The following is a 13,215-nucleotide window of genomic DNA, read 5'->3' on the forward strand; positions in this document are numbered from 1 at the left end:
CGCCGTTGGCGAGGATATTTTCGAGCCAGAGAAGCGAAGATGTCATTTTGCAGTTTCGGTTCGGTGCGCGCGCGGCTATACCGACGCGGGTTTGCACCGTTAAAGGAATATCATCATGGCCAATGTTGTTGTCGTAGGCGCTCAGTGGGGCGATGAAGGAAAAGGCAAAATTGTCGACTGGCTGAGCGAGCGCGCCGATGTGATCGCGCGGTTTCAGGGCGGGCATAATGCCGGGCACACGCTGGTCATTGACGGCAAGGTGTTTAAGCTGAGCTTGCTGCCATCGGGAATTGTGCGTGGCGGAAAGCTGTCGGTCATTGGCAATGGTGTTGTTTTGGATCCATGGCATTTGGTCAAAGAGATCGCGATTTTGCGCGAGCAGGGCGTGGAGATCACCCCTGAGACGTTGATGATTGCCGAGAATACGCCGCTGATCCTGCCCATTCATGGTGAACTTGACCGCGCCAGAGAAGACCAGACCAGCGTTGCCAAGATCGGCACAACGGGTCGCGGTATCGGGCCGGCATATGAGGATAAAGTCGGTCGTCGGTCGGTTCGGGTTGCCGATCTGGCTGATGACGCCACGCTTGAGCTGCGTGTAGACCGGGCGTTGGTGCATCATGATGCGTTGCGTCGTGGGCTGGGTCTTGAGCCGATTGACCGCGATGCCTTGCTTGCGGCCCTGCGCGAAATCGCGCCATCGGTGTTGGAATATGCTGCACCGGTTTGGAAAGTGCTGAATGAACAGCGCAAAGCCGGCAAACGGATCTTGTTCGAGGGCGCGCAGGGCGCGTTGCTGGACATTGATTTTGGGACATACCCTTTTGTGACCTCCTCGAATGTGATTGCGGGTCAGGCGGCAACCGGTACCGGGATCGGGCCGGGATCTATCGATTTCGTCTTGGGAATCGTCAAAGCCTATACCACCCGTGTTGGCGAAGGCCCGTTTCCTGCGGAATTGCATGATGCGGATGGTCAGCGGTTGGGTGAACGGGGGCATGAATTTGGCACCGTAACCGGGCGCAAACGCCGCTGTGGTTGGTTTGACGCGGTTCTTGTGCGCCAGACATGTGCAACATCCGGTGTGAACGGAATCGCCTTTACCAAGCTGGACGTGCTTGACGGGTTTGAGACGCTCAAGATTTGTACGGGCTATGAACTGGACGGCGCTATGCTGGAGTATTTGCCAACAGCGGCAGATCAACAGGCGCGGTGCACGCCAGTTTATGAGGAAATGCCAGGATGGTCCGAATCGACCGAAGGCGCGCGCAGCTGGGCGGATTTGCCTGCTAATGCGATCAAATATGTGCGCCGGGTTGAAGAGCTGATCGGTTGTCCGGTTGCGTTGCTGTCCACCTCGCCCGAGCGCGAAGACACGATCTTGGTGACGGACCCCTTCGCCGATTAGGTTTGACTTTGGGCGCTGCGACATCCGCTGACGGGATGTGCCGCGCAACAGGAGAGTGGCAATGGCATTGAGTTACAAGGCACGGCGTCGCTGGTCGCTGGTTATTTTATTGGTTGGTTTGCCCGCCTATATTATTGCCGCGGTTGTTGTGATCGGTCAGTTTGACCGGCCGCCCTTCTGGATCGAACTTGCGATCTATGTGGGCCTTGGCATTGTCTGGGCGATACCGTTCAGGTTCATGTTCAAGGGAATCGGCCAGGCCGACCCCGAAAATACCGACAGTTAGAAATAGAAAACGGCCCCTGATGCGGGGCCGTTTTTTAGTTCAGGCAGGGGCCGCGGTGTTTAGCCGACGGCGCGTTCTTCTGGTTGATAGCCGATGTCGTTGGACGCTTTGAAGCGGCCGCCATCCAGCTTGATCAACTTACCGGAGCGCAGCAGCTGCCCAAAGGCGCGCAGGCCCTCTTCACGGCTAAAGTCGCTTTGCTCTACCTGACGCAGAGTTTGCATCAGCTGTGGTCTTGAGAACTGATCAACCCCTTCGACAAAGGACAGGTAGGCGGCAGCGGCTTCCAACAGCTCGGATAGTGTTTCGGCACCCATGTCGGATGCGAATTCGGTAAACCCACCATCAACCGGTGCAGTGGTGGCTGGTGTCGGGACCACGGCGGCCACACGGCGCGGGCGCACCGGGTCTGTGGTCGGTTTGACATAATTGATGTCGATCCGCTGCTCTGCCACCAGTTTCAACGGGGCGGGGCGTGGTTCGGATGGGCGGTCTGTACGGGCGGCGCTGCTGGCGGGGCGGCGCGGTTTAACCACCTCGGCCAGATCGCTGCGGTATGCTGTGCCATCGTCTTGGCCCGTGTCGGTGTTTCCCATAGCCATGTCGGCTTTTTTGGCGGCAACGGCAGCCCGCAGATGGGCAATGGCGTCGCGGCGCACTGTGCCTTCTGGATCGTCCATTTGGTTGTCGGTTTCGGCCAAAAGGCGGCTCATGTCAGCGCCTTGTCCGTCACCCAGCGATGGCAACGTGCGGCGTGGTTCGGCATCCAGCTCTTTTTCTGCCACGGCTACGTCGTCAGCGGCTTCCGCTGCTGCGTCATCTTCTGCTGTATCCACGACGGCATCGTCATCCGCGAAATCGGCTTCGACTTCGGCCAGTTCGCGGGCCAGTTCGTCCTCTTCTTCGGCAGACAGGGAGGAACGGCTGGGGGTGTTAACGACGGTTTCAGGCAGGCGTTCTTCCATGCTGTCGGGCTGATTGGCCGCGGCTGCATTGTCGTCTTCGGTGTATTCTTCCAGATTGCCACGGGCGATAGCATTGGTCAGATCGGCGCGCTTTACCTTGACCACACGGCCGCGTGGCGCGGTGGACGGTTCTGCGGCTGCAACGGGTGCCTGCGTCTCTTGGCTCTCGAACAGGTTTTCGGCGGCCACGTCTTCTTCGGCACTGCTGTCGTCGATCGCAAAATCTTCGTCACGGGCAATGTCTTGTGTGGGCAGGTCATCGGTTCCGGTTTCCGCAAGAAGACGGTTCTGCTGCACGCTGGCTGCACCCTCGTCCGTATCAGAGCTTTCGGTTTCAACGGCATCATCGGCAACCAGAGCGGTTTCGATATCGTTGATCGCATCTGCGACAAAACCGTTGCTCACGGACGTGCGGGCGGGGTTTTCGTCGGCATGTTCGTCTTCGGTATAGTCGGCATCTGCCGTATCTACATCCTGACGGGAGACGACAGACCGGATGCGCTGCAATTTGGCAGCGATGCTGCTGTTTTGCGATGCCTTGGTGGGCGCGCTTGCAGGTGCATCCGCAGCGGTCGCGTCGGATTGTTCGTCAAAGAATGCCTTGATCTCATCGTCTTGCTGACCGGGAACGATGTCGACCTCGGCCAGATCGATCTGGGGCTGCTCTTGGGCTGTCAGGTCGCTCTCGGGGGCGGATTCTGGCAGGGTATGCAGCTTGTACGCATCGTAATATCCCGAAAGTTCGGTCGCGCGGCGCGGCGCAAAAGACGTGGCGACGTAAGATGTGTTGTCCATAGCGGGGGACGGTTGCGCATCAGGGGCAGACTGTTCCACGGGCGCGGCAGTGTCCTCGCGGGCTTTCAGGACGATCTGGCCGTCTTGCTGATAGCCGACAACTTTGCGCGACATTTCTTTCTGGGCGATATGGGCCAGCATTTCTGCGTCAGGCTGAGGAGGTTCTGCACCGAAGTACCGGTCCTCTGACGCCAAGTCGCGAAAGTACTCTGCGATGGCCTTCATTGTGCCGAATGAATCTTCGAAACCCTCTAACGTACACGAAAATGTGCCGTATGAGACCGTCAGAATTTTGTTGTTATTCATCATCTGATGCTCGTCCTCTGCCGTTTTGCAGCTTACTGTTTACCATGACGTTCAAGACTAAAGCGGTCCGAATCTGTGCCGCGCTGGGTATCATTTGGTGTCATCATTGTGACTAGGTTTCCCAAAAGGGGGTAAAAAGACATTGAAACGCCACATTGTATCCAGTTCTGATCCAATTACCCTTATAGGTGGTGGTGATGCTGAGGTCTCGCAGCTTACAGAGGCATTAAATATCGCGCCGATATGTGTTGCCGCCGATAGTGGAGCAGAGCTGGCCCGGCGCGCGAATGTGCCGCTTAGGGCCGTAATCGGTGATATGGATTCCATCTCGGCAGATACTCTTTCGCAGATCCCCCAAGACCGGCAAATTATAGTAAGTGAACAGGAAACCACCGATTTTGACAAGGCCCTACGCTATATAGAGGCCCCACTGGTTATTGGCCTTGGCTTTCTGGGCGGGCGCATTGATCACCAGATGCACGCGTTGCACGTCTTGGCGCTGCACGCCGACCGCCCCTGTATCCTGATTGCGCAGACCGAAATTGTGTTGATTGCGCCCCCGGCAATCGCGCTGCCCGCAGAACCGGGCGATGTGGTTTCGATCTTTCCGCTTGGTCCGGTGACGGGACGCAGTCAGGGGCTTGAGTGGCCAATCGAAGGTCTTGCGTTTGATACTTTGTCTAAAGTCGGCACGTCGAACCGCGCGACAGGGCATATCACGCTTGAGATGTCAGCGCCGAATGCGGTGCTGGTACTGCCACGCCGACTTCTTCAGCCGGCTGCCCACGCGATTGTGTCTGCCGCCGCCGCTGGATGGCCCCCTCGCGCAGGATAATATACAGGCCCGCGCTGATGGTGATCACGATGCCGACTGTGGCAAGTGGATCGGGCAGATCGTTAAAGACCAGAAAGCCGATCATGGTGGCAAATGGTATTTCCAGATATTGCATGGGGGCAAGCGTCGCCGACGGCGCATAGCGCAACGACCATGTCATCAGCAGGTGCGCCAAGCTGCCCAGCAGACCGAGCGCCAGCAAAAGCGACCACTCGGCCAAGCCGGGGCTGATCATTTCAAGGGCTGTGATGTTCAGCTTGGGCCCGATCCAGACCAGCGGAAGCATCAACGCAACGGCCATGGCACCACTCACGGTTTGTAGGCCAATCGGGTCTGTCTGTTTGGCGATCTTGCGGGTGACCAGCATAAAGACCGAAAAATTCGCGGCCACGAATACCGGCAAAAGCGCGGGCCAGCCGACCTCGGCAAAACTGGGCTGTACCACGAACAATGTCCCCACGAACCCGACGATGCAGGCCATAAGCCGTCTGCTGCCGACCTCTTCTGCCAAAACATATTTGCCAAGGATCAGCATGAAGAAGGGCATCACGAACGCAATCGCGACCGCATCGGCGAGGGGCAGATAGATCAACGCCGTAAACATGGCCGCAATGCCCAAGATATGCAGCACGGTCCGCAGGAAGGTCAGCCAAAGCGTCATGCCGGACATACGCCATGTGCGTTTGGTCAGATACACAATGGGCATGAGCAAGATCACCTGAACGGCAAATCGCACCAAAACCACCTGCGCAAGCGGCACAGAGCTGCCCAGCAGTTTCGCCACGGCATCGCCGATCGGGGCTACGATGCAAAAGCCAAGCATCAGCATAATCCCAACCAAGGGTCTATCGCTATCGGTCATGGGGTATTCCAAATAGTACAAACAACTTAAAGGTGAATAATCCCGACTTCGAGTGGGATTTCAAGGTATTACTTCACATAAAACTTGGCGTGCCGGTCATATGGCGAAAAAACTAGGCAGCGGGCCGCCCCAGCAAAACGCGGTTTCGCCCTTTGTTCTTTGCAGCGTACAGTGCCTTGTCTGCCCAATCAATTGCGGACAATGAAATGTCACACCCCGTCAGATCAGCACGAGAGATCATGCACAAACCGATGCTGATCGTAACGGTAAAGGGTTCGGCAATGCCAGGGATCACGAACGGGGTATGTTCAAATGTCTTGCACAACCGGTTGGCCACGGCCGTGGCGGTGGATTCCCAAGTCGCGGGCAATAACAACAAGAATTCTTCGCCGCCCATCCGCGCGACCATATCGCGGGGGCGCAGATGTGACCGCAGACGGCGCGCAGTTTCAACCAGCACGGCATCCCCCTTGGCATGGCCATATTGATCGTTGATCCGCTTAAAGTGATCCATATCCGCCATCATCACCGCAAACGGCAGATCATCCGATTTTGCCTCGCTGGTTTGGCGGGTCATCTCGGCCAGGCCATAACGCCGGTTGTAAAGGCCCGTGAGCGGGTCAAATATCGCCTCGCGCAGGCCCAGATCAACGCTGGCCCGAATGCGGTCGATTTGCGTCTTGCGTTCCAGTAACGCGGTCAGGCGCAGGTGCAGTTCTTCTAGGTTGAAGCCCTGCGGCATCAAATCATCCGCGCCCATATCAAGTGCATTTGCCGCGACATCCGGGTCCGCCGTGGTTTGCACAACAATAATACCGCAATAACGCGTGCGCGCATTAGAGCGGATCGAGGAAATCAGGTGCATCTGGCGGGTAACCGCAGCGGGATCACGTGTCAGTACAAGGACGAAAACATCAGGTATCCCATCGCCCGACAACCCTTTCATGGCATCCTCGGGGGCTGCGAGTGAAATTTTATGTGGCGTGTCGCGGCGCAACTGACCTGCCCAGATATGGTTCAGGCCCTTATCCGACCCGACCAACTGAACATGGCCTGCCGCCTGAAACCGTGCCGGGGGATCGGAAAGGCCAAACACACGGCTGGTTTCCGCGCGGACGTGCCATTCTTCGTTCGCATGGTACAGCCGGATCAGGCTTCTTACTCGGCTAAGCAGCAGGGAATCTGCAAGGGGTTTGACCAATACATCGCGTGCGCCGCGCGACAGGAATAACTGGCGCAGGGCCGCGCTTTCGTTTTCGCCAATGGCAATGACAGGGATACGGCGGCGGCTTTGGCCGCGGGCAAGCCCGTCAAGCATGGCCGTCGCATCAGCATCAGTGAGCTGAAATGCGGTGATCACAAGGTCGGGCGGATCTTGCTTGGCTTGATCCAATGCATCTGCAACAGAGGTTGCCTGCCGCACATCATAGAATGCCGGCCCCAGCTTGGTTTTCAGCATAATTCTATTCGTAGCGATTGGATCAACGATGAGGATCTTGCCCAGCATTTGTCTTCCTTTCCCGCGAAAAATAGACCAAAACCATAAGAATATGGGCTCACTTGTTGACCGAATTGGTTAAAAAAGCGTTGCCAAGAAATTTCACGATGGGGAAATGTGAATGCGTAAGCAGGAAGCTGCCGAAGCCTTGGGGTTGCAAGCGTTGGCATGGTTGGTGGCCAACGAAGACTTGCTGCCAGTGTTTATGGATGCCAGCGGGGTCGGTGCCGATGATCTGCGCGCACAGGCCGCTGATCCGGGGTTTCTGGGCGCTGTTCTTGATTTTCTGATGATGGATGATGCGTGGGTGATTGCGTTTTGCGATACCATTCGGGCACCCTATGAAAGCGTAATGCAGGCCCGGCAGGCATTGCCCGGCGGGGAACAGGTGAATTGGACATGACAGTGATCAAAGGAATTCTTTTCGACAAGGATGGCACGCTGTTCGATTTCGCCACCACCTGGGAGGCATGGGCCCATGCGTTTCTGACCCGATTGACCAACGAAGACATCCCTCGTGCGACGACAATCGGTGCTGCAATCGGGTTTGACTATGGTGCCAAAAGCTTCTCCGCTGACAGCGTGGTGATTGCGGGCACACCCAAAGACGTCGTTATGGTGCTGGATCAATATTTTCCCGAATACTCGCAAGAGGCGTTGATCGACCTGATCAACGAAGAGGCCGGCAGCGCCCCCCAAATAGAAGTGACCCCTTTGGTACCGTTCCTGACGGCGCTTAAGGCGCGGGGGCTGCATCTGGGCGTGGCGACAAATGACGCCGAAGAACCTGCCTTGGCGCATTTGGACAGCGCAGGTGCCACGCATCTGTTCGATTTTGTCGCCGGTTTCGACAGTGGGTTTGGCGGGAAACCAGAGCCGGGGCAGTTGATCGGTTTCGCGCAGCATGTGGCGCTGGACCCCGCGACAATCGCCATGATCGGCGACAGCACCCATGATCTGTTGGCAGCCAAAGCGGCGGGCATGCTGCGTGTTGCTGTGCTGACCGGGATGGCCTCAGCCGATGATCTGGCACCTTTTGCCGATGTGGTTTTGCCAGACATCAGCCATCTGCCAGATTGGCTTGACGGTTGGAACGCACAGCGCGGCTAGGCCGCTCGGGCGCGAAAAACGACATTTACCGTCGGTAATGGAAACGATCCGGTCGCGGGGATGATGCCTTCTGAGTTAGACTTTCAGGAGGTTCACATGCCAGACACCGATCAAAAACGCAGAACACGCAGCGGTGGGCGTGCGGGTGCCAAGACGCGGCGCGGCACATCTGTGATCGAACAGATGCCATGGAATCCACCGATCAATATAGACCGCCCCACCGAACCGCTCACCCCCGAGGGGGTAGAGGCGATCCATGACGGTGCCATGCGCATCCTCGAAGAGATCGGGATCGAATTCCTGAACCATGAGGCGCTTGAGATATTGCGCAAAGCGGGCTGTACGGTGAACGGTGAAAACGTCCGTATGGGGCGTGATTTCGTGATGGAATGGATCGGCAAAGCGCCGTCGCAATTCACCATCACACCGCGCAACCCCGACCGCCAGATCACCATGGGCGGCAAACATTTGCTGTTCGGCAACGTGTCATCGCCGCCAAACTACTGGGACATGTCGATTGGCACCAAGGTCCCCGGGACCCGCGCCATGTGTCAGGATTTGCTGAAGCTGACGCAGTATTTCAACTGTATCCACTTCGCGGGCGGCTATCCGGTGGAACCCGTCGATATCCATGCCTCTGTCCGCCATTTGGATGTGCTTTACGACAAGCTGACGCTGACCGACAAAGTCATGCATGCCTATAGTCTGGGCAAGGAACGTGTCGAAGACGTGATGGAGATGGTGCGCATCGCGGGCGGTTTGACCCACGAAGAATTCGACGCCACCCCGCGTATGTATACCAACATCAATTCGACCTCGCCGCTTAAACACGACATTCCGATGTTGGACGGCTGGATGCGGCTGGCGCGGCGCGGGCAGGGGTTGGTCGTGACACCCTTTACGCTGGCCGGTGCGATGGCACCCGTGACAATGGCAGGTGCCGTGGCGCAATCGCTGGCCGAGGCACTGTGCGCCGTGGTTTTGGCGCAGATCATCAACCCCGGTGCGCCATGCGCGATCGGCACGTTCACATCGAATGTGGATATGAAAACCGGCGCGCCCGCCTTTGGGACGCCTGAATATATGCGCGCGACCCAGATGACCGGACAATTGTGCCGCTTCTATAACCTGCCGATGCGATCATCAGGCGTCTGTGCGGCCAATGTGCCTGACGGCCAAGCGATGTGGGAAACCTCCAACAGCCTGTGGGCCGCCGTGCAATCGGGCACCAACATGGTCTATCACGCGGCTGGCTGGCTCGAGGGCGGGCTAATCGCATCGCCAGAGAAGTTCATCATGGATTGCGAGGTTCTTCAGCAAATACAACGCTATATGGATCCGGCGATTTGCGCGACGGGGCCGGACGAAGTTGCCTTGGACGCGATTAAATCTGTCGGCAATCAGGGGCATTTCTTTGGCATTCAACATACCCAAGACCGCTATACCGACGCGTTCTATCAACCGTTTCTAAGTGATTGGAAAAACTACGAAGGATGGGAGGCCGCAGGTGCCGTTTGGACGCCCGAGCGCGCGCACATCATGTTCAAAGAGATCGTCGCCAATTTTGAAGCGCCACCAATGGACAGTGCCATTCACGACGAACTTGCTGATTTTGTCGCCCGTCGCAAAGCCGAAGGTGGGGCACCGACGGATTTCTGAATTCCCTATCTGGCGCGGTTTCGTCGAAATTTATCGCTAATTGCAATGTATTTGGAAGGGCGCGGGGCATGTGTAATGGGACCGGTTTTTGCCAAATATTAATGGTCTTTTCCGATGGTCCTTTTGATCAATCGGAAGGGTTCAGATGCACGGACTTATTAATCGCAGTGTCCAGAATTATGTCTGTGACACGTTTGGGCACGACGTCTGGGGCCAGGTGACCGGCAGCGCTGATTTGGGTTTTACCGAAATCGAGGCGATGATGACCTATGAGGATGATGTAACGACACGCCTTATTGATGCGTTGTCGCTGGTCACGGGACGGCCAAGGGACGACCTGCTGGAAGACATCGGTACCTATCTTGTCTCGACCCCGAAACTGGAAGGGGTGCGGCGTCTGCTCCGGTTTGGCGGTGTCACCTTCGAGGAGTTCTTGCTGTCTTTGGATGATCTGCCCGATCGGGCAAGGCTGGCGGTCGCTGACCTCGATCTGCCGGAACTGGAAATGGATGAACGCGCCAGCGGGTGTTTTGAACTGCACTGCCGCAGCGCGGTGTCTGGGTTCGGCTTTGTCTTCGTGGGTATGCTGCGTGTGATTGCAGATGATTATGGCGCGTTGGTTTTGCTGGATCACGAGACGGGCAAAAACGGCATCGAAAAGGTATTCATCACACTGGTAGACAAGGATTTTGCCCAAGGGCGGCAGTTTGACCTTGGGGCGCGTGTCGGATGAATAATGCGCAGATGAACGCGATGATGGACGTGCTGTGCCCCATGCATGTGTTGGTCGAAAAAGACGGTACGATCAGCCACGCCGGGCCGACCGTGCAAAAAATCTGCCCGCCTGACAGTTTGGTCGGGTACAGCTTTTTTGAACGGTTTGCGGTCAAACGTCCCAAGGGTATCCGCAACATCGAGGGGCTTAGGAAAAGGGCGGGCAGCAAGCTGCATATCTCGTTGCTGGACGAGCCGGACAGCGATCTTAAGGCCGTGTTGGTGCCCTACGACGCCGATAACGGCAAAGTGGTGATCAACCTGTCTTTTGGGATTTCGATCCTTGATGGCGTTCGAACCTATGCGCTGAGCAACGCGGATTTTGCAGCGACCGACCTTGCCATTGAAATGCTGTATCTGATCGAGGCGAAGTCCGCCGCGATGGACGCGTCACGCCAACTGAACCTGCGTCTGCAAGGGGCGAAAATTGCAGCCGAAGAACAGGCGTTTACCGACACGCTGACGGGTCTAAAAAACCGGCGCGCATTGGATCACGTGCTTGCGCGCCTTGTCAGCACAGGGGCCAGTTTCGCCGTCATGCAAATTGATCTGGATTTCTTTAAGGCCGTCAATGACACATATGGCCATGCCGCCGGGGATCATGTTTTGCAAGCCGTCGCGCAAATCATGGTCGAGGAAACAAGAAACGCCGACACCGTCGCCAGAGTAGGCGGGGATGAATTTACGTTGATCTTGCCCAATGTCGCGTCAGAACAGATGCTTTTGTCTATTGGGGACCGAGTTATTGAGCGGCTTCAGAAGCCGATAAACTTTCAGGGCAACGCCTGCAATGTTTCCGCAAGTATCGGTACTGTCTGGGTTAAAGAAGGCCACATGATGAATGCCAAAGACATTCTATCAGACGCCGATATGGCCCTGTACCAATCGAAAAATTCCGGTCGCTCGTGCCAAACGCTCTTCGAAGACACGGATCAAAATGCGGATAGTGACGCCCAATCCACCTGGGAGGTTTCAAATCCTAAACCGACACCCATCCGGCTACGATCGGCCAGGCGCGTCAACTTCGATTCGTTCTAGAATATCCTTTGATACGACGCGGCCAAGTTCGTCGCAGTTGGGCAGGCCCTGAGAAAACGGGTGCAGTTGCAAAACCTGCGGCATCGACAGGCAATAAACGGCCCCCGTGGTCTGGGTAGACAGGTCAAGCTTGAACGGTTCGGTCAGATCATCTTTGGTGTCGGCCAACCGGCTGACCAAATTTGGAAACGGCAGTTCAGATAGCACAGCCGCTGCCTGCCCACGCGCGTCTATCAAGGCTTCGAATTCGATCTCGCCATCAATCGTCTTGACCACGACACCGCCCGCTGCGTTGTTTTTGAATGATGAATCCGCGCCGGTCGGGATAATTTGTAGCACTCCGGCATCGTATAATGCCAACACGCGCCGGACCGAGATATGGGGGATCGCAGCGTAACAATCCCCAAAGACCGGCATCAGTTTTTCGTTAAAGGTTTTCCAACCCTCGTCGCTTAGATGCTCTTGGATCATCTCGAAATTCTCGTGCCCGCGCAAAAGGGCATAGCGGTGGTGTTGTGTTTCTTTATCCTCTTTGGATTTGATCGCGGCAGTCAAGGTTTCACGCAAAGCGCGCAGTCCGCCGACGGTTTCACGATGTCTGAAATAGGCTTCGGAAAATCCGTCAATCGATTGCGCATCGGGGCCCAGACTTTCCATATACTCAGGTGCCGCGTCGTTCAGTTCGGACAGAAGCAATGCGAAAACCCGTTCAAGCAGCCCGTCCGTGCCTTTGTCCATTTCGGCTGAAATCGCCTCGGGGTTTACGTGTTTCAGCCTTTCGTAGGGGTAGGGATAGTAAAAGTCAGGTTCGGGCATGATACCCTTATGCGACACCATTGTGATGGACAGCGCTTCCCGCTCCGGGTTGCTGATCCAGCTGACTTTCCCACCTTCTTCGATGAATGTGCCGTGTTCTTTGCCCAACGCTACGATCACATCAATCGCCGACAAGGATGACCCCAGCACCCCGATCTGACCCGCAGGCAGGTCGGTAATATTCGTATAAGGCCAAGGTGACACCAGATCGGCCTGCCCAAGTTTGGGCGAAGCGGGCCAGTCATGCCCCGTCGCCAATACCACCTGGTCGAACGGAAAAGATGACCGCCCATCCGGTGTCAAAACGTCGACCTGGATGGTGCTTTCTGTTGGAATAACATCGATTACGTTGTGGTTCGGCAAAATGCGCAGGATGTGGCCGGCGTTTCGACCCGCTTCACACAACTGATTAAACTCCGACTTCATATATTCGCCAAGCAGGACGCGTGGATAGAAATCGCGTGCGTCGATGTCTTCACGCGCAATATTCCACGCGTTTAGAAATGCGTCGTCCTGATCATGCAGCCACGACACAAGCGGCTGGGTAATCGACGGAATTTCCCGACTAAAGGCGTTACAATACATGTAATCCGCGTTCATTCCCGCGCGGTATGGAATGCCACAGCCGATCTGATCGGTGGCGTCAAAGATGGTTAATTCGATGGGAACGTCGCCATGCAGCAGACCTTTGGCGGTGTAGATCGCCATTGGCCCCGCGCCAACGATTGCGATCTTTTGCGTAACACTCATGTTTGAACCGTCCACATTATGCGCCTTCATTTGGTGAGGTGCATCCGTGCCCACCCCCGACGTTGAAACCATCTGTGTGGATCAAGACAACCGCACAGCCTGTTAAGCATAGT

12 protein-coding genes are annotated in these 13,215 nt (G+C 56.4%); 8 read left to right on the forward strand and 4 right to left on the reverse strand.

Going from position 1 to position 13,215, the window contains the following annotated elements; translation table 11 throughout:
• The first annotated feature begins 115 nt into the window (after positions 1–115).
• Positions 116–1,408, forward strand: a complete 1,293-nt coding sequence (locus KZZ06_RS14735) for an adenylosuccinate synthase (protein WP_219580877.1) — start codon at positions 116–118, stop codon at positions 1,406–1,408.
• 61 nt (positions 1,409–1,469) lie between these two features.
• The gene (locus tag KZZ06_RS14740; protein WP_219580878.1) at positions 1,470–1,694 is read left to right on the forward strand and encodes a DUF2842 domain-containing protein; all 225 of its coding nucleotides are present in this window, start codon (positions 1,470–1,472) and stop codon (positions 1,692–1,694) included.
• 59 nt (positions 1,695–1,753) lie between these two features.
• On the opposite strand, the gene KZZ06_RS14745 is transcribed toward KZZ06_RS14740, so the two are convergent.
• Positions 1,754–3,763, reverse strand: a complete 2,010-nt coding sequence (locus KZZ06_RS14745) for a hypothetical protein (protein ID WP_219580879.1) — start codon at positions 3,761–3,763, stop codon at positions 1,754–1,756.
• A 139-nt stretch (positions 3,764–3,902) separates the two neighbouring features.
• Here KZZ06_RS14745 and KZZ06_RS14750 point away from each other — a divergent pair, with 139 nt between their 5' ends.
• Positions 3,903–4,595, forward strand: a complete 693-nt coding sequence (locus KZZ06_RS14750; protein WP_219580880.1) for a thiamine diphosphokinase — start codon at positions 3,903–3,905, stop codon at positions 4,593–4,595.
• Here KZZ06_RS14750 and KZZ06_RS14755 read toward each other — a convergent pair.
• On the reverse strand, positions 4,477–5,457 hold the full coding sequence (locus tag KZZ06_RS14755; RefSeq protein ID WP_219580881.1) for a DMT family transporter: 981 nt from the start codon (positions 5,455–5,457) through the stop codon (positions 4,477–4,479). The genes KZZ06_RS14750 and KZZ06_RS14755 overlap by 119 nt on opposite strands.
• A gap of 112 nt (positions 5,458–5,569) precedes the next feature.
• A complete protein-coding gene (locus tag KZZ06_RS14760) occupies positions 5,570–6,964 on the reverse strand; it encodes a diguanylate cyclase (protein ID WP_219580882.1) in 1,395 nt (464 codons plus the stop codon).
• Between the two features lie 112 nt (positions 6,965–7,076).
• On the opposite strand from KZZ06_RS14760, the gene KZZ06_RS14765 reads away from it, so the two are divergent.
• From KZZ06_RS14765 to KZZ06_RS14785, 5 genes are all read left to right on the forward strand, one after another.
• Positions 7,077–7,358: a DUF3572 domain-containing protein gene (locus tag KZZ06_RS14765; RefSeq protein ID WP_219580883.1), complete on the forward strand. Its 282-nt coding sequence runs from the start codon at positions 7,077–7,079 to the stop codon at positions 7,356–7,358.
• The gene (locus KZZ06_RS14770; protein ID WP_219580884.1) at positions 7,355–8,065 is read left to right on the forward strand and encodes an HAD family hydrolase; all 711 of its coding nucleotides are present in this window, start codon (positions 7,355–7,357) and stop codon (positions 8,063–8,065) included. The genes KZZ06_RS14765 and KZZ06_RS14770 overlap by 4 nt, the downstream gene beginning before the upstream one ends.
• A 96-nt stretch (positions 8,066–8,161) precedes the next feature.
• Positions 8,162–9,724, forward strand: a complete 1,563-nt coding sequence (locus tag KZZ06_RS14775) for a trimethylamine methyltransferase family protein (RefSeq protein WP_219580885.1) — start codon at positions 8,162–8,164, stop codon at positions 9,722–9,724.
• Positions 9,725–9,869: 145 nt separating this feature from the next.
• The gene (locus KZZ06_RS14780) at positions 9,870–10,457 is read left to right on the forward strand and encodes a heme NO-binding domain-containing protein (RefSeq protein WP_219580886.1); all 588 of its coding nucleotides are present in this window, start codon (positions 9,870–9,872) and stop codon (positions 10,455–10,457) included.
• Complete coding sequence (locus tag KZZ06_RS14785) at positions 10,454–11,536, forward strand: GGDEF domain-containing protein (RefSeq protein WP_257884376.1); 1,083 nt, start codon at positions 10,454–10,456, stop codon at positions 11,534–11,536. The genes KZZ06_RS14780 and KZZ06_RS14785 overlap by 4 nt, the downstream gene beginning before the upstream one ends.
• Here KZZ06_RS14785 and KZZ06_RS14790 read toward each other — a convergent pair.
• Entirely contained in the window at positions 11,498–13,102 is a 1,605-nt protein-coding gene (locus tag KZZ06_RS14790; RefSeq protein ID WP_219580887.1) for an FAD/NAD(P)-binding protein, read from the reverse strand. The genes KZZ06_RS14785 and KZZ06_RS14790 overlap by 39 nt on opposite strands.
• Positions 13,103–13,215: the final 113 nt, after the last annotated feature.

The organism is Sulfitobacter sp. CW3 (assembly GCF_019392245.1).
Classification (GTDB): Bacteria; Pseudomonadota; Alphaproteobacteria; order Rhodobacterales; family Rhodobacteraceae; genus Sulfitobacter.